Origin of the sequence: Spirosoma oryzae, from assembly GCF_003002825.1 — a bacterium.
GTDB lineage: Bacteria > Bacteroidota > Bacteroidia > Cytophagales > Spirosomataceae > Spirosoma > Spirosoma oryzae.
In genome coordinates this window covers 239,604-263,329 of the sequence record NZ_PVTE01000006.1, presented here as the reverse complement: position 1 = coordinate 263,329, position 23,726 = coordinate 239,604, and the positions used below count along the sequence as shown (strand labels likewise).

The following is a 23,726-nucleotide window of genomic DNA, read 5'->3' as shown; positions in this document are numbered from 1 at the left end:
CTGAACTGCGCATGGCCCTGACTGCAATTGCTATCGACGACGAACCACAGGCACTGGACGTAATCCGGCTACACGCAGCCAAGGTCTCGTTCCTGCAACTGGATGCTACGTTCACCGATGCCTTCGAGGCCATTGCGTACCTGCAAACGCACCGGGTCGACCTGGTATTTCTGGACATCAAGATGCCCGACATTTCGGGGGTCGACGTGGTGAAGTGCCTACCCCGAAAGCCGATGGTCATTTTCACGACGGCTTATTCCGACTATGCCGTACAGGGGTTCGAACTCGATGCGATCGACTACCTGCTGAAGCCGTTTTCACTGGCACGCTTTCTCAAAGCCTGCACGAAGGCACTCGATAGTCAGTCAGCGCGTGCCGACGAAGAGCCGTTTATTTTCGTCAAGACGGGTTACGAAGAAGAGAAGGTCCGGGTCGATGATATTCTGTACCTCGAAGCCGACGGCAACTACCTGTCGTTTGTATTGCCGGCCCGGCGGCTGCTCAGTCGACAAACGATAACCGATGCGTTACAGCTACTCCCGCCCGGTCTGTTCGTACGGGTGCATCGGTCATACGCCATTGCCGTTCGAAAAATCGACCGGATCGCGCGGCAGGAGATTCGTATCGCTGACCATACGATTCCCATCGGTGCGTCGTATGAACACACGCTGACCGACATCCGCACCGCGCTCAACCTGCGCTGACCCGGCAAAACACCCGACCGGCCAGTCTGTCTTTTTCGATCCATAAACCCTGTCCACAAGTGAACGCAACTCGTCCGTTTACGGACAAAGACGTCATTTTCACGTAAGTAAATCACTATCGATCAGTCAGTTAATTAGTTGGTACGACTTTGGACCAGTACACTACAGGTCGCTCTGTTGCGCCCACTAACCTGACCGATCATGCTGCGTAACCACATCAAAATCGCACTTCGGACCTTCTGGAAAAACAAGCTGTTCAGCGGTCTCAACATAGTCGGGCTGGGCGTTGGCATGGCGGCCGTCTGGCTCATGGTCCTGTACGTGGTCGAGGAACGCAGTTATGATCGCTTCCACGCCAATGCCGATCGGATTGTCCGGGTTGTTCAGCACATGCAGTGGCCGGGCGGAGACCTGCACATGGCAGCAACGTCGGCCCCCTTTGCGGAAGCCCTGCAACGTGATTATCCGGACGTAGAAAAGACGGTCCGATTCAACGCGGAAGGCGGTGGACTGATTACGTACGGCGACAAAAAAGTAGACGTCCCCGCCATCTTCTTCGCCGATTCGACGGTGTTCGACGTGTTTACGTTTCCCTTTCTGTACGGCGATCCACGGACGGCGCTCCGTAATCCGCAGAGCATCGTGCTGACGAAGCGCACCGCCGAAGCGCTGTTTGGTACTGCCGGTAACGCGGTGGGCAAGGTCATCGAGTTCAGCAATCATTTTCCGAATACGGTGACGGGCGTTATCGAGGATGTACCAACGAACTCGCACCTGCAATTCAGCGCCCTACGGTCCCTTCCCGATAACTATACAAGTGGGTGGCAGCAGTCGGAACTGTACACGTATCTGTTGCTGGCAAAGGGTAGCGCCCCCGAAACGCTGTCGGCAAAGCTGACCGATTTCTTTCCGAAATACCTGAAGAAGGAACTGGGCAACGTGACGTATCGCCTGGAACTACAGCCCCTGACATCGATTCACCTGCACTCGCATCTGGACTACGAAATCGGTCCGAATGGCAACGCGCGCACAGTCTCTATCTTTGCCGCCGTAGCCGCGCTGATTTTACTGATTGCCGGTATCAACTACGTAAACCTGAACACAGTTCGCGCCCTCAAACGCACACGCGAAGTCGGGGTTCGGAAAGCAATCGGCTCCTACCGCCAGCAACTGATCGGGCAGTTTTTGACTGAGTCGCTGCTGATGACACTACTGGCGGGACTGGTCAGTACCGGGCTGGTCGAGATGGCATTGCCTTATTTCAATCAGCTTGCCGACAAAGCCTTGTCGCTGGGCAGTTGGTCCAGTACGTTGTTGACGGTCGCGCTGTTTTCGGTACTGATCGGTACGCTGAGCGGCTTATACCCCGCCCTGCGGATGTCGGGTTTCCGACCGGTTTCAGCCCTGCGTGGCCAACAGAGCAGCCCGCAAAACCCGGTCAGGCTCCGGCAGGCGCTGGTTGTCTTTCAGTTCGTTGCCACCGTCGCGCTGATCGCCTGCTCAGTCGTTGTGTACCGGCAGATGCAGTTTGTCAGCCAGGCAGATTTAGGGTTCAACAAAGAACAGGTGCTCACTTTTCACATCGACGACGAAGCCGTCCGGCAGCGTGTCGACGCGTTGAAGGAAGCTCTGGTCCGCAACCCGCTGATCGAAGGGGCGGCTGCCGCCAGCAATCCGATTGGCAACAACAACATCGGCGGCACGAGTATGTTTTTCGAGCAACAGGGTGCGTTCGGTCCCAATCCACAGCTGGTTCAACGATTCCTCGTCGACCCGGACTACCTGCCTACGCTGGAGATCGAGCTGGAAAGCGGCCGCAATTTTTCCCCGTCCTTTAAAAGCGACGCGTCGAACGCCGTACTGATCAATCAGACCCTGGCGCGGCAGCTTGGTCCGCAGCCGGTTGGCAAGCGGGTCCGTTATTTTATCGATCAGGCCAACCACACGGCCGAAGCCCGCATCGTCGGCGTTGTCAAGGATTTCCACACCTATTCGCTTCAACACAAAGTCGAGCCGCTGGTGCTACAGATGCCGACGGCACCGGATAAAGACAATCTGTACGTTCGGGTTCGTGCGGGCAACGTACCGGCAGCGCTGGCCTATATCCAGACTGTTTACCGGACGTTCTCGCCCACGGCTACGCCTGATTTTCACTTTCTGGACGAAAATTTCTCGAAGCAGTACCAGGCCGAACAGAAGCAGGGCGACGTGCTGCTGACGTTTACCATATTGGCTATCTTCATTGCCTGTCTGGGCTTGTTCGGGCTGGTTGCGTTCGCAGCCGAACAGCGGACCAAAGAAATCGGCGTTCGGAAAGTACTCGGCGCATCCGTCGCCAGTATTGTCGCCCTGCTGTCTCGTGACTTCCTCAAGCTGATACTCATCGCCATTGTGATCGCGTCGCCCCTTGCCTGGTACGCCATGCAGCAGTGGCTCCAGAATTTCGCCTATACGATCGAACTGAGCTGGTGGCTGTTCGCCCTGGCCGGTCTGCTCACTACGGTCATTGCCTTACTGACGGTCAGCTTTCAGAGCATCCGGGCGGCAACAGTCAATCCGGTTAAGTCACTACGTTCGGAGTAGAGCCGCAACCCTTTGCGGCTCTACTCCCGGATGGTCCAGCACCCGGATGAATCAAGGCCGGATATATCAAATCTAACTAACCAATTTCTCAACGCGACCATCGCAAACGGTTGCGGCTCTCCATAACCTACCACGACTATGCTCCGTAATTATCTTAAAATCGCCTGGCGCAACCTGATCAGGCACAAAGGTTATTCAGCCATCAACATCGGCGGGCTGGCCGTCGGGATGGCGGTGGCCATGCTGATTGGCCTGTGGATTTACGACGAATTATCCTACAACAAGTCGTTTCAGCACTACGACCGGATTGCCCGGGTCATGCAACACCAAACTGTCAACGGCCACGTGCTGACACAGCAGATGATACCGATTCCGCTGGATGCTGAGTTACGCACAAACTACGGTGACGCCTTTGCGCATCTGGCCATAGCGTTCTGGCAGGAAGACCGTATTCTTTCCTATGGCGACAAACACGTAACCCGCTCGGGCAATTACATGGGGGCCGAAATGCCCGAAATACTGTCGCTCCAGATGCAACGGGGCAGTCGGGCAGGATTGAGCGATGTGCATTCGATTCTGCTATCAGCCTCGACAGCAAAGGCGCTTTTCGGCGATGCGAACCCGATGGAAAAGATCATCGACATCGATGGCCGAGCCAACCTGAAGGTGACAGGCGTTTACGACGACTTACCCGCAAACAGCGAGTTTCATGAACTAACCTTTATTGCCCCCTGGGATCTGTTCGTAGCAACGCAACCCTGGGTGAAGCAATTGCGGGATAAACGCCGGTGGGACGATAACTCATTCCAGTTGTTTGCCCAACTGGCCGATAATGCCGACATGGAAACGGTCAGTACCCGGATCAAAAACGCCAAACTGAACAATCTGTCGGCCGACGAGAAGCAGTTCAAGGCCGAGATTTTTCTGCACCCCATGCGCGACTGGCGGTTGTACTCCAACTGGGAAGAGGGCGTGAAACAGGGCGGCTACAGCCAGTACGTCCGGTTGTTTGCCATCATTAGCGTATTTGTGCTGTTGCTGGCCTGTATCAATTTCATGAACCTCAGCACGGCCCGATCCGAAAAACGGGCTAAAGAAGTCGGGATTCGGAAGGCCGTCGGGTCGGAGCGTCGTCAGTTGGTCAATCAATTCTTCAGTGAGTCGTTTCTGGTCGTTGCCTTGGCGTTCGCCGGCGCGGTGCTGCTGGTACTGCTCCTGCTGCCCTGGTTCAACACGGTGGCCGACAAACAGCTGACATTTCCCTGGACCGAAGTTTCGTTCTGGCTCACCTGTCTGGGCTTCATCACCATTACGGGCCTGCTGGCGGGCAGTTATCCGGCCTTTTATCTTTCCTCGTTTCAACCCATCAAAGTCCTGAAGGGCAGCGGTTCGGCGCTACGGCTCGGGTCGGGGCGACTGGCAACCGTGCCGCGTAAGGTGCTGGTCGTCGTTCAGTTTACCGTGTCCATCACGCTCATCATCGGGACAATCATCGTATACCGGCAGATTCAGCATACCCAGGACAGACCCACCGGGTACGACCGCACCGGCTTGTTGACGATGAAGATGACGACCCCGGCGTTTTACGGTAAGTACGACCTGCTGCGTACCGAGCTGACGAGCGCAGGACTTATCGAGGAGATGGCTGAATCGTCGAGTCCGATAACGGGTGTCTTCGCGGATGAAGGTGCGTTTAGCTGGCCGGGCCAAGACCCTGGTGTCAGCGGTCAGTTTGGGACCGTCTGGGTAACACCCGAATTCGGCAAAACCGTGGGCTGGCATGTCAAGGAAGGCCGTGATTTCTCGCGCAAGTTTTCGACCGATTCGTCGGCCATTCTTGTCAACGAAGCAGCCGTTACGTTTATGGGTTTGAAAAATCCGGTCGGTACGCTTGTTCACTGGGGGCTGAAGAACAAGCAGTACCGCGTTGTGGGGGTTGTCCGAAACGTACTGGCCAATTCGCCCTATGACCCGGTCACGCCGGTCTTTTACTTCATGGACTACAACAACGTCAACTGGATCACGCTCAAACTCAACCCGAACCGGAGCACCAGCCAGGCCATTGCGGGTATCGAAGCTACATTCAAGAAACACATCCCATCGGCCCCGTTCGACTACAAATTCATCGATCAGGAGTTCGGTGAAAAATTCGCGTCGGAAGAGCGAATCGGCAAGCTGGCCGGTGTATTCTCCACCCTGGCCATTCTGATTTCCTGCCTGGGCCTGTTCGGGCTGGCATCGTTTACCGCCGAACAGCGTACCAAAGAGATTGGCGTGCGCAAAGTGCTGGGCGCGTCGGTACTAAACCTGTGGGGGCTACTTTCGAAAGACTTTGTGACCCTGGTACTCATCGCCTGCTTCATCGCATCGCCCATTGCCTGGTACTACCTGAACGAGTGGCTGTCGGACTACGAGTATCGCACCGAACTATCGTGGTGGGTTTTCGTCGTTGCGGGGCTGGGCGCGCTGCTTATTACGCTGCTGACAGTAAGTTTCCAAAGCATCAAAGCCGCCCTGATGAACCCGGTTAAATCGCTTCGTAGTGAATAAAGCCACATTCCCGAATGAGTCGCAGACCCTTTCAACTATACGTCAACCAGCACAATCATGCTAGCTAATTATCTCAAAATCGCCTGGCGTACCCTTTGGAAAGATAAGACCTTTTCGCTGATCAATATTGGCGGGCTGGCGCTAGGGTTGGCGATAGCGCTGTTGATTATTCAGTACGTACGGTTCGAACTGAGTTATGAACGTGATAATCCGCAGGCAAGTCGGCTGGTGCGCCTGACTATGGATTACCTGAATGGAGATGCGGTTAGTACCCAGGATACGGAAACGCACCCACCCCTGGGGCCCAGAGCCAAACGCGAACTGAAAGAGGTTATTAACTACACGCGCGCCTATCCGATCAGTGAGCCAACAATAACCGTTCGGGTTGGTAATACCTATCGTCTGGTAGAGCGCGTTTTTGCGGTCGACTCGTCTTTCTTTTCCCTATTCAATTATCCGCTGCTGCGTGGAAGCCGGACAGCGCTTTTTACCCACCCTCGTCAGGCCGTTCTGACGGAATCGATGGCGCGAACGTATTTCAACACAATTGACGTGGTGGGTAAAACATTGACGATTGCCCGATCAAAAGGAAACGTACTAATCAACATCGTAGGGGTAATACCCGACAGTCCGGTCAATACACACCTGAAGGTCAACATGCTGCTCTCCTACCCCACCATGCTGACCGAGTTTGGCGAGACGGAAAACAACTGGGACGGCAACAACACGCTCACCTATGTCCAGCTGGCGGAGAAGACCCGTTACGAAGACTTCGAGCGATCGCTGGTAGCGTTCAACGATCAGTTGCATGCGGAAAAACGACTGTTGCACGAGCGGATCATCAGTCAGCCAATACGTGACATTCATCTGCATTCGCACAAAACGTTTGAGGTCGAACCAAACGGTGACGCCCGGTCGGTCTATTTTCTGCTGAGCGTAGCCCTGCTCGTCCTGTTTAGTGCGGTGGTCAACTACGTTAACCTGACTACCGCCAAGGCCCTCGACCGGGCGCGGGAGATAGGCCTGCGTAAAGTCGTGGGATCGACCCAGACACAGATTCGCACACAGGTCTTCACCGAAACTATCCTGATCAATGTTACCGCAGGTTTACTGTCCCTGCTGTTGATTGCCTTTCTGGAACCCGTGTTTGTGCGGGTGGCAGGCTTACCCGACGGATTCAACGTATTCGGAGACATGTATTTCTGGTTTAGCACTGGTGCCTTCCTGCTGCTCAGTATAGTGCTATCGGGTTTCTACCCGGCGTTCGTACTCTCTTCGTTCAAACCAGTCACCGTACTGAAGGGAAGTTTTGCCCGGTCTATCAAAGGGGCAACGCTTCGTAAAGCACTGGTTGTTTTTCAGTTTACGATCACCCTGATTTTACTGGTACAGACCTTCGTCGTTTACCAACAGGTATCGTTTTTACGAAAACAGGATCTGGGTGTCAGCCTTGACCGAACGCTGGTGGTGAAAGCCCCTGTAAAAAGCAACGCTACCAATCATAGCCAGTTTCGGCAAACGTTGCTCAGTCAGGCGCAGGTAAAAGCGGTTTCGTTTTCCAGCACTGTACCGGGCCTGGGTACCGTTCAGCTGAGTTCCACAACGGGCATCAACCTGACCGACACGCAGGAGAAAACCGCCTATAATTATTACCTGACCGATATTGATACGTCGTTCATCGATCTGATGGGCCTTCGCCTGCTGGCCGGCAGGAACTTCGATGCATTCACTCCGCCAACCCTGACGGATACGACGGATCGACAACTGATTGTCAACGAAGAAGTCTTACGGTTGTGGAGTATCCCGTCGCCCCGCGAGGCTATTGGCCGAAAAGTCACATTCTGGGGCCGTCAGGCCACGATTCGCGGGGTAGTTAGTAACTACCACTACGAATCGCCAAAAGCCAGCTACATCCCTATCATCCATTTGTACTCACCCAAGTTCGACGCGTTTGCCAGTGTGAAATTTTCGGGCGGACAAGCGGATGAACAACTGGCTACATTGAAGAAAGCCTACAAGGCTACTTTTCCTGATGCGCCCTTCAGTTATTTTTTCATGGACAGCGAGTACGATAAGCAGTACAAGGCGGACGACCGATTTCAGCAGGTATTTGGTGCATTGACGGGTTTCGCCATGTTGATCTCCTGCCTGGGATTATTTGGACTTGCGACGTTCACGGTGGCCAAACGGACAAAGGAAATTGGCATTCGTAAGGTGATCGGTGCCAGTACCGCAAATCTGCTGGTGTTGCTCTCGAAAGACTTTATCCGGACGGCATTAATCAGTATTTCGATTGGCCTACCCATCACGTATCTGCTGGTCAGAAACTGGCTGGCCGATTATGCCGCCCGCATCGAGTTGAACTGGTGGCTGTTTGCGGCCCCGTCCCTGCTCATCATGCTGCTGGTCGTCATATCGATCAGTGGCAAAACAATGGCTACAGCCCTGATGAACCCGGTTAAATCATTACGATCGGAGTAGAACGGCACCCTGGTTTGAGCCGCAATATGTTGCGGTTCTACTTATTTATCTATCAATTAGCAAAACCATGCTGACTAGCTACATCAAGATTACCGTACGAAATTTGTGGCGCAATAAACTGTATTCCGCTCTGAACATCGGCGGTCTGGCGCTGGGCATGGCCATCAGTATGCTGATGTTGCTGTACGTCGTACACGAGTACAATTACGACCGCTTTCACCCAAAGGCGCAGCAAACAGTTCGCATGACGATCGAGCAGGAACGTGATGGGATGCACCTTAACTCGGTAGCCGTATCGTTTAGGGTGAGTGATCGGATCAAACGGCAGGTACCGCACGTGGAGCAAATGACCCGGCTGATTTCCAGCGACTGGCAGGGGAAGGACATCGTCCGTTATCAGGATCAGCAGTTCTTCGTCAAAGACATTCTATATGCCGATTCGTCGTTCTTCGACTTTTTCGCGTTTCCAATGAAACAGGGCAACGGTCGCCTTGCCCTTTCCCGACCCGGCTCTGTTATTCTAACCGAATCACTGGCTCGTAAATTTTTCGGTCAGGCCGATGCACTGGGCAAGACAGTACTCTTCAACAACAAGCATCGGCTCACGGTGGCCGGTATCATGCAGGACTTACCGTCGAACACAGCGTTTACGTTTCCAATGCTGATTGCAACCAGCAGCTTCAAACAGCTTGCCCCCGCCTGGCGATGGGAAACGGCCCCTGAAGGCGAAACGTATTTCCGGCTAAGTCCTACGATTACCAGTCAGCAGTTCGCGTCGTTTCTCAATAAGCACATCAAGCTTTCGGACGAGCCAAAAACGAAAACGACGGCACTCATCGACCCGCTGACCAGCATGCACATTGGAGGAAACGTCACAAACTCGACAGTGGGCAGCTACGTACAAACATTTCTCTGGATCGGCATCAGCGTTTTACTGCTGGCTCTGATTAATTACATGAATCTGACTACAGCCCGCGCTACGGTACGGGCCAAAGAAGTTAGTATGCGGAAAGTACTGGGGGGCGATCAACGGGCGCTCGTTAGCCAGTTTTTCGTCGAATCGGCTTTCGTCAGTACGCTGTCGTTTTGCCTGGGCGTTGGTTTAATGCTCCTGATCAAGGACCCGTTTCTCAGCCTGATCGACGCCAAAATTGATCAATCCTTTCTTATCAGTTCGTTCTCGCTACTGACGCTGACGGGCATTCTACTGACGAGCATTCTGGTATCGGGTAGCTATCCGGCCTTTGTGCTGTCCCGCTTTTCGCCGATTAACATCCTGAAAGGTCAACTCAGTCTACCCGGCAACCTGTCTGTTCGGCAAGTGCTTGTCGTCTTTCAGTTCGTGGTGTCGATCACATTGATTTTCTGTACGGTTGTGGCGCAGCGGCAACTCCGGCATATGCAGACCAAAGACTTGGGCCTGAACGTCGATCAAGTGATGGGCATCTCACTGAGTGGATCGCTGGGAAAGCAGTATAACAGTTTCAGGCAGGACATACTGGCGCAAAGCGGAGTCGAACGAATTGCGACTAGTGCGATGGCTTTTTACAACGGCGGCTTCAACGTCTGGGCGGTAAAGACGGCTAAGATGCAAAAACCCATCACACTGACAGGTTTGAGTGTTGATAGTGCATTTGTACCAACGCTCAGGTTACGCTGGAAAAATCCACCGCAGGACGCGACAGCGGGACAGGTGTTCATCAACGAAATGGCCGCCAAAGAACTGGGCATTGCCAAGAATCCATTAGGGCAAATACTAAGTTTTGGCGGCATGGAACAAGAGGTACGCGGGGTAGTCGAAGATTTCCATACGAGTTCGGTAAAAGATCCGATTCAACCCACCTTACTGCTGGTTAGCCCCGACACCAGCCGGACGTTTGCGGATTACAATGGCACACTGTATGTCCGTTTTAGAAAAGGCGCTGATCTCCAACAACAGGTCAAGGCTATTGGTCAAGTCGTTCAGAAACATGCCCCAAACTCCCCTTTCGATTACTACTTCCTCGATGATGCCTTCAACCGCCTTTTCCAGACGGAACAGCGACTGGCTAATGTGCTGAACGTGTTTACAGCTGCGGGTATCCTGATCGCATGCCTGGGTCTGTTTGGTCTGGTCGCTTTTGCCGCCGAGCGCCGGACAAAAGAAATCGGCATTCGAAAAGTACTGGGTGCTTCGGTTAGCAGCCTTGTCGGTTTACTGTCGCAAGACTTCCTGAAACTGGTGGCGCTGGCGATACTCATTGCCTGCCCGATAGCCTGGTACACGATGAATGAGTGGTTACAGGCGTACGCGTACAGAATTACGATCGACTGGTGGCTTTTCGTACTGGTCGGGGCGCTGGCCCTGGGCATCGCTTTCCTGACAGTCAGCTACCAAAGTATCCGGGCCGCACTGGTCAATCCCGTCAAGTCATTGCGTAGCGAATAACGCGTTTTTGCGACAGGATTTACAGGATAAACAGGATGCGTAATCGGTTAGCCGCGCGGGAAAAAGTGGCGTATCCGTAATCCTGAAAATCCTGTTTATCCTGTCAAAAAGCTACTAGCGGTGTAATTTTTTACTTTTGCGGTCAATTAAACACGCCCAATCATGACCGTACTTGCTCCGTGCCCACTGTGCCAATCAACGTATACCTATGCTATGGACAACCTGCTGGTGTGTCCCGAATGTGGCCACGAATGGAATCCTACTGATGAGCCGACTGCCGACGATTCACTTGTCGTTAAAGACGCGAACGGCAATATTCTCCAGAACGGCGATACCGTGGTGACCATAAAAAACCTACCCGTGAAAGGGTCGGCGCAGGGGATCAAAGCCGGCACCAAGGTAAAAAACATTCGCCTGGTCGACAGCGATCACAACATCGACTGCAAGATCGATGGCTTCGGCGCGATGGCGCTTAAATCGGAGTTCGTCAAGAAAGCTTAGGTTATTGTACAGTCTTCGCGTATTCATTTTGTCATCCCGAGCCTGCGAGGGATGACAAAAAATCAACTATTCATTGTATCACAGACCCCTGAAAACAGCTAAGGCCGACCCAACCGGGCCGGCCTTACTATTGCCATTCACACTAGTGACTTAAGCCAGTTCGAAGCGATCCAGCATCATTACTTTGCTCCAGGCCGCTACGAAATCGTTCACGAACTTCTCGTTGGCGTCGGAGCTGGCGTATACTTCGGCAATTACGCGCAGTTCTGAGTTCGAGCCGAACACGAGATCGGCACGGGTACCGGTCCATTTCAGTTCGCCCGTTGCCCGGTCGCGACCTTCGAATACCTCTTTGTGATCGGCCGTCGCTTTCCAGGCGGTCCGCATGTCGAGCAGATTCACGAAAAAATCGTTGGTCAGCACTTCCGGCCGGTCGGTGAAGATACCGAGGTTCGAACCGTCGAAGTTGGCGTTCAGGGCGCGCATACCACCGACCAGCACCGTCAGTTCGGGGGCCGTCAGCGTCAGCAGTTGTGCCTTGTCGATCAGCAACTCTTCGGTCGATACCGTGTATTTCTTTTTCAGGTAGTTGCGGAAGCCATCGGCGATCGGCTCCAGCACGGCGAATGACTCGACGTCGGTCTGCTCCGCTGACGCGTCCATCCGACCGGGCGTAAACGGCACCGTAACCGAGACACCGGCGGCTTGCGCGGCTTTCTCGACAGCGGCACTACCGGCCAGCACGATCAGATCGGCCAGCGATACTTTTTTACCACCCGTCTGGGTGCTGTTGAACTCCTCCTGGATGCTTTCCAGCGTACCCAGCACCTTTGCCAGCTGAGCCGGGTTGTTGGCCTCCCAGTCTTTCTGCGGAGCCAGCCGGATACGTCCGCCGTTGGCACCACCGCGCTTATCCGAACCCCGGAAGGTCGACGCCGATGCCCAGGCGGTCGATACCAGTTGCGGGATCGTCAGACCCGACGCCAGGATATTGGCTTTCAGCGCAGCAACGTCGCTGTCGTCGATCAGTTCGTGGTTCACGGCCGGAATCGGATCTTGCCAGATCAGTTCTTCCTGCGGCACGTCCGGACCCAGGTAACGGGCGATCGGACCCATGTCGCGGTGCGTCAGTTTGAACCAGGCACGCGCAAACGCATCCGCAAAGGCATCCGGGTTTTCCAGGAAGTGCCGCGAGATTTTTTCGTAGGCCGGGTCCATCTTCATCGACAGATCCGTCGTCAACATCGTTGGCCGGTGTTTCTTGCTGGCATCATACGCGTCCGGAATCGTGTTCTCGGCATCCTTCGCTACCCACTGATGCGCACCGCCGGGGCTCTTGGTCAGTTCCCACTCGAAGTTGAACAGGTTCTCGAAGTAGTTGTTGCTCCACTGCGTCGGCGTGGTCGTCCAGGTTACTTCCAGCCCACTGGTGATCGTATCGGCCCCTTTACCGCTGCCGAACGAGTTCGCCCAGCCAAAGCCCTGCGACTCCAGATCGGCAGCTTCCGGATCAGCGCCAACGTGTTCTGATGGAGCGGCACCGTGGGTTTTACCAAAGCTGTGCCCACCAGCGATCAGCGCTACCGTTTCTTCGTCGTTCATCGCCATCCGACCGAAGGTCTGCCGAATGTCATGGGCCGCAGCGATCGGATCGGGGTTACCGTCCGGTCCTTCCGGGTTCACGTAGATCAGCCCCATGTTGGCGGCTGCCAGCGGTTGTTCCAGGTTACGGCTGTGCAGTTTGCCGTCGGCATCGTCGTCCGACACCACTACGCCGTGATTTTCGTCGACGCCTTCCGAGCCGCGCGCATAGCGTTTGTCGCTACCCAGCCATTTATCTTCCGCACCCCAGTATACATCCAGTTCAGGCTCCCACACGTCGGCCCGGCCACCGGCAAAACCGAAGGTCTTGAAGCCCATCGACTCCAGTGCTACGTTACCGGTCAGAATCAGCAGATCGGCCCACGAAATTTTACGACCGTACTTCTGCTTGATCGGCCACAGCAGCCGGCGCGCCTTGTCGAGGCTAACGTTATCGGGCCAGCTGTTGAGCGGAGCAAACCGCTGCTGACCAGCGCCTGCACCCCCCCGGCCGTCACCGATGCGATAGGTACCCGCGCTGTGCCAGGCCATCCGTATGAACAGCGGACCGTAGTGACCAAAGTCAGCAGGCCACCAATCCTGCGAATCGGTCATCAGCGCGTGCAGATCCTGCTTTACAGCCTCCAGGTCAAGGCTTTTGAATTCTTCAGCATAGTTGAACGATTCACCCATCGGGTTCGATGCCGACGAGTGTTGCCGAAGCAGGTTAACTTTCAACTGGTTAGGCCACCAATCGCGGTTTTGCATGCCATTACCAGCAGCGTTCGTTTTTTCGGCCGCTCCGTTGGTCTGAGCACCACCGTAAACCGGGCACTTGCTGATGTCACCTGAATAGTTGTCCATAAGAGTAGACTAGTAATGATTGCTTAGCGGCACGTTCGTGTATGCGCGCTTTGTTTGACCCGACAAGTTTACGGACAATTACCATATCTATCAAATTGATTTGTTTTATTATTTCATATATAATATCTATATAATCAATCAGTAGGCAGAGATCCCGATATTGACGATGCGCTACCCACTGACTGACAATCGGTTAGCTAACTGTCCGGTCCGGGAAGTCACTTCGTCCAATTACGGACATAATTTAAACCACCCAAACAAACAAACCACTACTAATCAACTAGTTATACTTTACGGTACGAACTTTGGTCCATCGTCCTGTACGATACGCATGGTACGCCTAAACGACAGTCTGTATGCTTGTTAACTACCTCAAGATTGCGCTACGTACACTGCGCAAAAATCGAGTATTCTCGCTGGTCAACATCGCCGGGCTGGCGCTGGGCATCACGGCATTTGTACTGATCCTGGAGTACGTAGCGTACGAACGGAGCTATAACCAGTTTCACACAAACCTTCCGACACTGTACCGGCTGCTTAACCAGAATAAGGCTGGCGACGTCTGGTCTGATCTGTCGCCACCCATCGGGCCGCTGGTCAAAGCGAAGTGTCCGGAAGTACGGGCGTTCTGCCGTATCGCTGAACACTCGGCCAACGGTATCGTCAGCTTTCCCGACGCGCCAACAAACCAGTCGTTTCGGGAAAGCAAGCTGGCGTATGCCGACGCCAGCTTCTTCACGCTATTCTCGTTTCCACTTGTAAAAGGGGTTGCCAGCACGGCGCTTACCCAACCCAATACGGTGGCCCTGTCGCAGTCGCGGGCTCGTACGTATTTCGGTACCCGGAATCCGGTGGGGCAGACCCTAACGCTCAACAATCAGTTCGGCAAAACGCCGTATACGGTAACAGCGGTCTATGCCGACATGCCCCAACATTCAGACTTGTCGTTCGACGCGGTGTTTTCGCTGCAAACACTGGCAAGTTCCGCGAATCTGAACAACAACGACTGGGCGCGTCTCGACAGTTTTTACGGCACGTATCTGACCACCTTTCTGCAACTGACGGATGCCACACAGTCAGGCGAAACAGCCAACGATAAGGCGTTGGCAGCGAAGATTAATGCCCTGGCCAAACAGGCAGCGTTCAACAGCGACAATCAGTTTATCGTGCAACCCGCGACGACGCTGCACCTGGCCGCTTCCCTGAGCGACGTTTATACAACCAGCGGCAGCTTGGGCTTCGTGTACCTGCTCAGCGGTATTGCCGGGCTAGTTTTGCTGATCGCCTGGTTCAACTACGTCAACCTGTCGACTGCCGGGGCGCTGAAACGGGCAAAAGAGGTCGGCGTTCGGAAAGTAATCGGCGCCGGGCCGGGGCAACTCATCGGGCAGTTTCTGGGAGAGTCGTTACTCCTGAATGGATTGGGGTTCGCGCTGGCACTACTACTGGTCGCGCTGCTACAGCCGGCTTTCAATGACTTTATCCAGAAAGACTTGTCGCTCCTTGATCTCAGTAGCGGCACGTTCTGGCTGGCCGGGGCGGGTTTGCTCGTAGCCGGAGCAATGGCGTCGGGCGGGTACGTAGCCTTTACCATGACGTCGTTTCAGCCGATACAAACGCTGAAAGGCACGTATCAGGGTGGCAGAAGTGGCCTGTTACGCAAGGCGCTGGTTGTGGCCCAGTTTAGCGCGTCGATCGCTCTGGTCATTGCGACGCTGGTACTTTATCAGCAGTTGCAGTACATGCAGACCAAAGATCTCGGCGTCAGCCTGACACAGCGCGTAGTCATCAGAGGACCGCAAGTGGCGCAAACCGGTTCGTTCAAGCCGGCAACTACCGTTCTCGAAGACCAGCTCAGTCAGCTCCCCTACGTCAAGAGCTTTTGCCAGACGAGCGTCGTACCGGGCAACTTCTACAATTTCACGGCCAACGGCATCACCCGCCAAAACCCACGACCCGGCGACGACAGAAAAACGTATTCAATGGGTATCATCGACGACCGTTTCCTGCCGACCTACGAAATCAAGCTGGTGGCTGGCCGGAATTTTACGATGCAGGAAGCGGAGCTGGGGTACGAGAAAAGTGGCCGGGTAATGATCAATGAAACGGGCGCGCGTCAGCTGGGTTTTGCTTCACCCGCTCAGGCAGTCGGACAACGTATCAACTGGGGCCAACCGTTCGAGGTTGTCGGTGTCGTTGCCGATTACCATCACCAGGGCGTGAAGTACGCCATCGAACCGGTCGTCTTTCTGCCGCGCCGGTCGGTCAGCGACCTGACGGTTCAACTCACCACCGATCGGGTACAGGACAAACTAGCGAAGCTGGAGCAGTTGTACAAGGCTGCTTATCCGGGCAATCCGTTTGAATTTTTCTTCGCCGACGAGAACTACAATCGGCAGTACCAGTCCGAGCAGCAGTACGGTCAGGTCTTCACCGTTGGCTCGTCGCTCGCCATTTTCATTGCCTGTCTGGGCCTGTTTGGTCTGGCGACCTTCACGACGCAGCAGCGTACCAAGGAGATCGGCGTTCGTAAGGTGCTGGGCGCATCGGTTACCAGCATCGTCGCCCTGCTCTCCAAAGACTTTCTCAAACTGGTAATTATTGCTATTCTACTGGCTTCTCCCCTGGCCTGGTACGCCATGAATCGCTGGCTGCAGGACTTCGCTTATCGCGTCGAGGTCAGTTGGTGGGTCTTCGCGCTGGCAGGTCTGCTGGCCGTAGGCATCGCCCTGCTGACAGTCAGCTTTCAAAGTGTCCGGGCCGCGCTGATTAATCCCGTCAAGTCGTTGCGGAGTGAGTAGCAGAACTGTTAAATAACGTTAAGGAACAGCCAATGCATCAACGGGTTAGCTACCTTTCCACTGTATTGACCGTTCCTTTATTATGTTCAAAAAATACCTGAAAATTGCCTGGCGGAACAGCGTCCGGAACAAGAAATATAGCCTGATTAATATCGTCGGACTCTGGTCGGGAATCCTGTTTGTACTGCTGATCGGCCTGTACATCCGAACGGAGTGGCAGGTGAACCGAACGTTGCGCCATCCTGACCAGCAATACATTCTGCTTAGTCACTGGAAAGATCCCAACATGGGCCCCGGTTTTACAACGCTGGCTCCCCTGGCGAAACAATTGCAGCAGCAGTATTCGACACTGGTCCGCAACTATTACCGCTGGGACGGACTGACATCGGTCGTGTCCAGAAACAACAATCATTTCCGGGAAAGCATCGCCTTGGGCGACAGTACGCTACTAGCCATGTACGGCTTTCGCTTGTTGCACGGCGACGCGCAGACAGCCTTGAAGCGCCCCTTCTCCGTCGCGCTGACAGCCGAAAAAGCACGCAAGTATTTCGGCCGCACCGACGTACTTGGGCAGACGGTAACCATCCAGAATTTCGCGGGCGACAATCAGCCGTTCACGATCACGGCCGTGCTTGATGATCTACCGACCAACTCCGTCACGCAGTTGAGCACAGCTTCTGCCAATTCGTTTTTCATTCCCGGCAGCGCAGCCACCTATTTCAACCGGGGTGATTTCGATTCGTGGCAAAACGCGATCATCCCCTCCTATCTCGAACTACAGCCAGGCGTGACAGCGGCTGCGCTGGCGAAGCCCATTCAACAGCTGATCAATCAGCACACGAGCGAGATCGTCCGTCAAAATCTGTGGGTCGAGCCGGTTCTGCTGACCGATTACTACCGGCAGAAAGACAATCAGCTGGTGAACCGAATGCTGCTGACGCTGGGCCTGACGGGCTTGTTTATTCTGCTCATGGCTGTCGTTAATTTCGTCAACCTGACCATCGGTCAATCACACACGCGCATTCGGGAAATCGGGGTACGGAAGGTGCTGGGCAGTCCGCGCAACCAGCTCATCGGACAACTGCTCACCGAGTCGCTGCTGCTGACGAGCCTCGCGACCGGTTTAGCCTTCGCGACCTATCCATTCGCCAGATCTTACTTTGAGGAAGTCGTGGGGAAACCGTTGCTGCCGCTGTCGAGCCTTCCCATTGGCTTCGCCGTCGTACCGTTCCTGCTTGTACTACTAGTGGGTCTGCTGGCGGGTTTCTACCCGGCCGTCGTGCTGTCGTCGCTGCGCATGGTCGACGCGGTGAAGGGACAGCTTCAGTCGGTAGCCGGTAAAACAAGCCTGCGCAAAGTGCTGATCGGCTTTCAATTCTGCGTCGCAGCGCTGGTACTGATTGCGGCCGTACTCGTTACGCAACAGGTGCAGTTCTTTTTCGGGCAGAAACTGGGCTACGATCGGACGTATGTCGTGTCGGCACCGGTTCCCCGCGACTGGTCGCCGGCGGGTGTGCAGCGCATGGAAGCCCTGCGTCAACAGTTTGCCCGACTGCCGCAGGTAGCCAGCGTCAGTCTGTCGCACGAGATTCCGAACGGTAACTTGGGCACCCAACCCATGCTGTACCGGCAGGGCGTCGACTCCAGCCGGGCGACGCCGATGCAGGCGCTCATCACCGACGATCAGTATCTGAACACGTACCGGATTCCGCTTCGGTCGGGTCAGTTTTTCGACGGGAGTATCAGTGATTCGCTGGGTGTGGTCATCAACGAGAAAGCCGCGCGGGCACTGGGGTATGCGACTCCACAGGCCGCGCTCGGACAGCCGGTACGAGTCACCAGCGATCCACGGGTGTTTACGATCCGGGGCATTACAAGTGATTTTCAGACGGGTTCGATGCATCAGGCCATTCAGCCCCTTGCTTTCTTCTCGGTTAGCAACGTCGCCATCTACCGCTATTTTTCGTTCCGGCTACAGCCCGGCACTGTCGGCAAAACCCTCGACGCCATACAAGCCAGGTGGGCCGTACTGATGCCCGGCAGTTCGTTCGAGTACACCTTCATGGACGATACGCTGCGCAGCCTGTACGAAGCCGAATTTCAATTGCAGCGGGCGACCTATCTGGCAACGGCGCTGGCAGCACTCATCGCCCTGCTGGGTATTCTGGGGCTGGTGTCGATTGCCGTCCAGCGGCAGACCAAAGCCATCGGTATCCGCCGTGTGCTGGGCGCGTCGATCGGCGACATCGTTGGCTTATTCGTGCGGGAGTTCATACCGATCATGGGCATCGCGGGTGTCGTGTCGGCAGCGCTGGCGTATGGGCTGATGCAGCAATGGCTCGACCAATACGCGTACCGCATCGATGTTTCGCTCTGGGCGTTTGTACTGCCCCTGCTGATGCTGATGGCGAGCGCCATGGTCCTTACCGGCTCGCAGGCCGTCCGGGCCGCGCTGGTCAACCCCGTCAAGTCGCTCAAAAGCGAGTAGCAGTTGTGAAAAATCGTCACGTCGCGCATCAGACACGTATCGGGAATCACGACGTATGCCACTGTACAAGCCGGCAGACTATGGTATCAAAAGCAATCCATGTCGATACGCACAACCACTTGTACAATTTATGTATAGCTACAGTGACAATTCGTTGTTAACAAGCTATTTTGTAACTAATTAGCCGTCAATATTCAACCAACCCCTTTCCTGTATGCGAACCCTTATCCATGTGCTGGCGCTGGTCCTGCTCGTACTGTCGCCCGCTATCGCCCAGCTCGATCCCCGCGCCCTGAAACTGACACCGGCCCAGCCCGAAGCCGGCCAATCGATAACCGTCACCTACGACCCCAAAGGCACCAAACTAGCCACGGAGTCGACCGTCGACGCTACCGCCTATGCGCTCACCGGCGATGAAGACGGCGTAACCGCCATTATGATTCCGCTCACCAGAGAGGGTGGAAGCTGGAAAGGCTCGCTGACGGTTCCAGCCAAAGCGCTGGCACTTGCCTTCACGTTTACCAATGGCCACAAACGATCTGACACCAACGAGGAGAAAGGCTATGCATCGTATCTGTACAAAAACGGAACGATTCTACCCGGTAGCCGGGCCACACTGGGCGACTGGTACGGCGGGCAGGTGTATCTGGCCGGACTGGATTCCGACAGAGACCGGGCCAGAGCGTTCTTCCAGGACGAGTTCAAAGCGAACCCGGCTATGAAACGCAAATTTATCCGGCCTTACCTCTGGACGTTTAGCCGCCGGGTTCCGGCCGATAAAGTAGTGATGGAAGCGGAAGCCGCAGAACTGGCCAAGCAGCCTAACCTGACGACGGATGAACTTGGCACACTGGCGGGTACATACGAGACCATCGGCAAAAAAGAGGAGTCGGAGAAATACAGTAACCTACGTCGGCAGAAAGACCCCAATGCGGGCGATGCACTGTATATGGCTTACCGGCGGTTCGGCGCGGCTAAAGATGCAGCAACCAAAAAGCTGATTCTCGACAGCATACGGACACGCTTCGCCGACTCAAAGCAACTGCCCAGTTTCGATGCTATGCTTACCGGAAATCTGGCCCGAGCGTACATCGACGCCGGGGATCTGGACAAGGCCGACAAACTAGCCGACACCCCCGCCCGCACGGTATCGATCATGCAGGCTTATAACGGGATTGCCTGGAATAATGCCGAAAAGGATACGAATCTGGTCATGTCGGCGAAACTGTCGAAACAGGCAGCGGACTGGGGCAAAGCACAGATTGGTAAGCCCCGTAGTGCCAGTGATGCCAAAAGTCAGACTGACGTGCAGCTCGACAAGCAGCGCAAAAACGCCTATGCGCATTTTGCGGACACTTACGGTTTCGTTTTGCTGAAGCAAGGTAAAGCAGCGGAAGCATTGCCCTATCTGAAAGACGCTGCGGTATCCATCGATTACAGCGATCCGGGTATAAATGAGCGGTATGCGCAGGCACTGGCGCAGACAAACGCCGATGCCGACCTGGTGGCCCTTGGTCAGAAAACAATCAAAGCAGGCAACAGCAACGACACGCTGGAAGCGTTCTTTAAAACAGCGTACACGAAACAGAACGGAGCCGCCGGTTACGATGCCGCACTGGCGGAACTGAAGAAAGCGGCTGCGGTTGACGCGAAGGCCGAGCTGATGGAAAAGCTGATTAACAAACCGGCACCAGCCTTCACCCTGATGGACCTCGACGGAAAATCGGTAAGTCTGGAATCGCTGAAGGGCAGTGTTGTCGTCGTCGACTTTTGGGCAACCTGGTGCGGTCCCTGCGTTGCTTCGTTCCCCGGCATGCAGAAAGCCGTAACCAACTACGCGCAGTCGCCCGACGTGAAGTTTCTGTTTGTGAACACCTGGCAAAGCGAAGCCGACAAAAAGAAAAATGCGGCCGACTTCATCGCGAAGAAAAAATACCCTTTCCAGGTTCTGCTCGATGAAAACGACGATGTCGTGACGAACTTCAAAGTGTCGGGAATTCCAACCAAATTCATTATCGACAAAAACGGCAATGTCCGCTTCCGAAGTGTTGGCTACAATGGCGACGCCGACCGCACAGCTGCCGAAATCAGTCAGATGATCGATATTCTGCGCGAGCTACCTACGCAGGGCGCTACGACCAGCAAAACGGGCGAGTAAATTACCACTACCTAGCATTGAAAAAAGCCACCGGTCGGATACCGGTGGCTTTTTTTAGTATGATTCGTATACGACTAGTCTAGTCGGTTTGTACGATGTTGCCCCGAATTTCACCATTGGGATTGGCCGTCGTGTGCAGGTTCGCATATGTCCGTTTGGCATACATAGCATCCTGCTGATCCTGCGTTAACGTCGTCTGGCCAACAATCGGACTGGTTAGCGTACTACCGAAGTTGGTAGAAACACCCCCATTGTTCCCCGCAGCGGTAGTCGCCGTTACCGAGTGAATATGACCCATTGTTGGCGTCAATCCCTGGTACGTGACAGTATAGCTGAGTACCCTGGTTACCCGGTTGTAGTTGGCGGTATAGTTACCCGTAGCACTCGTGCTAACTGGTGGCACTTCGTTCGCGCCACTCATGCTAGCACCGAATGTATCGTTTGGGTCGTCGGGAGTGGAGCTGCTACCCGTCATACTACAGGAAGTCATCAGCAGCGGAGCGCCAATCAGCATGAGCGCAGCCGCCATCATTTTCGTGTTGATCATGTGTCGTAGTGGTTATGGTTGTCACCAGTGAACTCACCTGTCAACACGTATTCGCCCAAACATTACCGGAGACGATGCTCATTCTTAGCGAACGCGCTCATCGTCCGTCCGGTTTAACGACAAACCCAAAGAAGATAAACCACTGACTACCAACAAAAAGTCCGCTAGCTGACAGACAATCAACTAGCGGACTTTTTGTTTACGAATACGCACTTCTTTACTGTGCTTTTGCCAGCCAGAGCGACGCATTCAGGTGCAGGGCGGGGTGCGAGGTGTAGCCCGATGGCTGATCGCCCGACCAGCCATTGAACAGGTTGTCGTTCGGATCGCCCGTACCATCGTCGGCAGGTGAACTGTCGCCAACGAACACGACCCGGCCACTGCCGTAGGTCGAGAGTAAGGCCATCACCCCGGTCGAGCCGTTCAAGGTGCTGCTACTCCGCCAGAACAGACCCTGCACATTGGCGTTGGTCGACGGGTACAGTGTAGCCGTGGTGCCGTTGTAAAAGGCCAGCTTCGAGGCCGTACCAGCCGCTCCATTCAGCACGAGCTGGGCGTTGGCATTACTACCGGTGTACACCTTCGTCGTGGGCTTCTCGCTGATATCGACATAGTCGACGACGAACCCGAATGGCTTGTTATTGTTGATGCCGTTGTTGCTCATCAGGTCGTTCCAGACGCGGGGCGAGTCATAACCATCGCCATCCCGGTCCGACGGGTTGTAGCCGTTAGCGTCTGCGCCACCTGTCGTCGCAGCCGTGTGGTCGGCAACCATCATCAGCCCACCACCATTGTTCACGAAGTTCATAATGGCCGTTTTCTCAGCCGCCGAAAACAGTCGGTTCGGCTCCACGACGACGTACACATTGTAGTTGCTCAGGTCCTGCGGGTTCGCTGAATTACCATATGTAATCGACGCACCGACGGGCAGCGTTTCCACCAGTTGCCCACGTTTCACCAGTTCAACGGCCCAGGCCGAAATACCGCCTTTCCAATACGTCTCGGACGTGCTCGACGTGATACCCGTGTACGAGGGTGTCGGCGTACGTTGTGCTTTTAGCTCTGTCGTTGTCCCGCCCGTATAGCTCGGCACGCTTTCGGTACCGTCGGCGTCGATCTGCCAGTCGGCACTGCCCGCGTTTTCGTAATGGCTGGCATCGAAGAGGAACTTCTTGCCCGTCGTCGCTGGCGGGTTGGTTGTACCGCCACCGCTGTTGTCGTTGATGGCAATATCATCGATGTTGATGCGCGACGAACCACCCGACAGCTTGCGGATTTCGAGCCGCACCGAACCCGACAGGTTCAGCGTGAACGTCTGCGTCTGAAGCGACGATCCGGTCGTCACGGCCGAACCCGACTGAGTCCAGCTACTACCGCCGTTGGTCGAGTACCACAACCCCCACTGGCTGGCGGCATCCCCACTATAGGTACCATGTTTAACGGTTACGGTACTGATACCCGACGTTACGTCGAACAGCATCGTAATCTTTCCCGTGTTGCGAATTCGGCCCGACCACGAGCCCGCTTTCAGATCACCACTGAGGTTACCGACCAGCGCATCGTACATATTCCAGGAGCCAGAATTCAGCGTCACGTTGTCGCCACTGGCCGAGCCGGTCGGAGATACGTCGTAAGCGGTTTTTGGGCTGGTCGAGCCGACTTCGAATCCTTCCGACAGCGACACGGCGGCTGTGCGGGCGGCACCGACTGTCAGCGGTTGATCGACGCCGGGCGTCAGGTCGTTGAACGAGTGGCAACCGACCAGCAGCGCCGTTACAGACAGGCCAATCAGTCCCCATTTTTTCACAGGCATTCGTTGCATCATTGCGTTGTTTTTGAAATAGAAAAGAGAATGACAATATTCTCATTTCTACGGAGATCCGAACCGCTTTCGTCGATTATTATTTTGTTATTTCTCGGTTTCGTTGACAAAACAGCTCCATTGACTAGCCGGTTGACGCCCACCGCACGGGGTTGGCAAAACACCAGTCAACGGGTTCTATCTCCGTTTTTTTAACGAACGATTAACCCGCAGCAAAC

12 protein-coding genes are annotated in these 23,726 nt (G+C 54.9%); 9 read left to right on the top strand and 3 right to left on the bottom strand.

Annotated elements, in window-relative coordinates; all coding sequences use genetic code 11:
* Positions 1-11: 11 nt before the first annotated feature.
* The 6 genes from CLV58_RS09165 to CLV58_RS09140 all read left to right on the top strand — a co-directional run bounded on the left by CLV58_RS09165 (position 12) and on the right by CLV58_RS09140 (position 11,247).
* Positions 12-704, top strand: a complete 693-nt coding sequence (locus CLV58_RS09165; protein ID WP_106137486.1) for a LytR/AlgR family response regulator transcription factor — start codon at positions 12-14, stop codon at positions 702-704.
* Between the two features lie 201 nt (positions 705-905).
* On the top strand, positions 906-3,287 hold the full coding sequence (locus tag CLV58_RS09160) for an ABC transporter permease (RefSeq protein WP_106137485.1): 2,382 nt from the start codon (positions 906-908) through the stop codon (positions 3,285-3,287).
* A gap of 138 nt (positions 3,288-3,425) precedes the next feature.
* Positions 3,426-5,837: an ABC transporter permease gene (locus CLV58_RS09155; RefSeq protein WP_106137484.1), complete on the top strand. Its 2,412-nt coding sequence runs from the start codon at positions 3,426-3,428 to the stop codon at positions 5,835-5,837.
* Positions 5,838-5,894: 57 nt separating this feature from the next.
* A complete protein-coding gene (locus CLV58_RS09150) occupies positions 5,895-8,318 on the top strand; it encodes an ABC transporter permease (protein ID WP_106137483.1) in 2,424 nt (807 codons plus the stop codon).
* A gap of 67 nt (positions 8,319-8,385) precedes the next feature.
* Positions 8,386-10,746 (top strand): ABC transporter permease, encoded by a 2,361-nt coding sequence (locus CLV58_RS09145; protein ID WP_106137482.1) that lies wholly within the window; start codon positions 8,386-8,388, stop codon positions 10,744-10,746.
* Positions 10,747-10,908: 162 nt separating this feature from the next.
* The gene (locus CLV58_RS09140) at positions 10,909-11,247 is read left to right on the top strand and encodes a zinc ribbon domain-containing protein YjdM (RefSeq protein ID WP_106137481.1); all 339 of its coding nucleotides are present in this window, start codon (positions 10,909-10,911) and stop codon (positions 11,245-11,247) included.
* Positions 11,248-11,397: 150 nt separating this feature from the next.
* Here CLV58_RS09140 and katG read toward each other — a convergent pair whose 3' ends face one another.
* Entirely contained in the window at positions 11,398-13,692 is a 2,295-nt protein-coding gene (katG, locus tag CLV58_RS09135; RefSeq protein WP_106137480.1) for a catalase/peroxidase HPI, read from the bottom strand.
* 356 nt (positions 13,693-14,048) lie between these two features.
* Between katG and CLV58_RS09130 the strand changes: the two genes are divergently transcribed.
* The 3 genes from CLV58_RS09130 (at position 14,049) to CLV58_RS09120 (ending at position 21,139) form a co-directional block, all read left to right on the top strand.
* A complete protein-coding gene (locus tag CLV58_RS09130) occupies positions 14,049-16,493 on the top strand; it encodes an ABC transporter permease (protein ID WP_106137479.1) in 2,445 nt (814 codons plus the stop codon).
* Between the two features lie 82 nt (positions 16,494-16,575).
* Positions 16,576-18,981 carry an ABC transporter permease gene (locus CLV58_RS09125; RefSeq protein WP_106137478.1) on the top strand — a complete coding sequence of 802 codons (2,406 nt, stop codon included), beginning with the start codon at positions 16,576-16,578 and terminating at the stop codon, positions 18,979-18,981.
* A gap of 214 nt (positions 18,982-19,195) precedes the next feature.
* Positions 19,196-21,139, top strand: a complete 1,944-nt coding sequence (locus tag CLV58_RS09120; RefSeq protein WP_106137477.1) for a TlpA family protein disulfide reductase — start codon at positions 19,196-19,198, stop codon at positions 21,137-21,139.
* Positions 21,140-21,218: 79 nt separating this feature from the next.
* On the opposite strand, the gene CLV58_RS09115 is transcribed toward CLV58_RS09120, so the two are convergent.
* On the bottom strand, positions 21,219-21,686 hold the full coding sequence (locus CLV58_RS09115; RefSeq protein ID WP_106137476.1) for a CHRD domain-containing protein: 468 nt from the start codon (positions 21,684-21,686) through the stop codon (positions 21,219-21,221).
* Positions 21,687-21,903: 217 nt separating this feature from the next.
* Positions 21,904-23,511, bottom strand: a complete 1,608-nt coding sequence (locus CLV58_RS09110; RefSeq protein WP_245882281.1) for a hydrolase — start codon at positions 23,509-23,511, stop codon at positions 21,904-21,906.
* Between the last annotated feature and the right edge of the window lie 215 nt (positions 23,512-23,726).

Bases quoted from the DNA above. Each gene is read 5' to 3' on its own strand.
- CLV58_RS09150 (WP_106137483.1), top strand. From the start codon at position 5,895: ATGCTAGCTAATTATCTCAAAATCGCCTGGCGTACCCTTTGGAAAGAT.
- CLV58_RS09155 (WP_106137484.1), top strand. From the start codon at position 3,426: ATGCTCCGTAATTATCTTAAAATCGCCTGGCGCAACCTGATCAGGCAC.
- CLV58_RS09130 (WP_106137479.1), top strand. From the start codon at position 14,049: ATGCTTGTTAACTACCTCAAGATTGCGCTACGTACACTGCGCAAAAAT.
- CLV58_RS09145 (WP_106137482.1), top strand. From the start codon at position 8,386: ATGCTGACTAGCTACATCAAGATTACCGTACGAAATTTGTGGCGCAAT.
- CLV58_RS09110 (WP_245882281.1), bottom strand. From the start codon at position 23,511: ATGATGCAACGAATGCCTGTGAAAAAATGGGGACTGATTGGCCTGTCT.
- CLV58_RS09160 (WP_106137485.1), top strand. From the start codon at position 906: ATGCTGCGTAACCACATCAAAATCGCACTTCGGACCTTCTGGAAAAAC.
- CLV58_RS09120 (WP_106137477.1), top strand. From the start codon at position 19,196: ATGCGAACCCTTATCCATGTGCTGGCGCTGGTCCTGCTCGTACTGTCG.
- CLV58_RS09125 (WP_106137478.1), top strand. From the start codon at position 16,576: ATGTTCAAAAAATACCTGAAAATTGCCTGGCGGAACAGCGTCCGGAAC.
- CLV58_RS09165 (WP_106137486.1), top strand. From the start codon at position 12: ATGGCCCTGACTGCAATTGCTATCGACGACGAACCACAGGCACTGGAC.
- CLV58_RS09140 (WP_106137481.1), top strand. From the start codon at position 10,909: ATGACCGTACTTGCTCCGTGCCCACTGTGCCAATCAACGTATACCTAT.
- katG (WP_106137480.1), bottom strand. From the start codon at position 13,692: ATGGACAACTATTCAGGTGACATCAGCAAGTGCCCGGTTTACGGTGGT.
- CLV58_RS09115 (WP_106137476.1), bottom strand. From the start codon at position 21,686: ATGATCAACACGAAAATGATGGCGGCTGCGCTCATGCTGATTGGCGCT.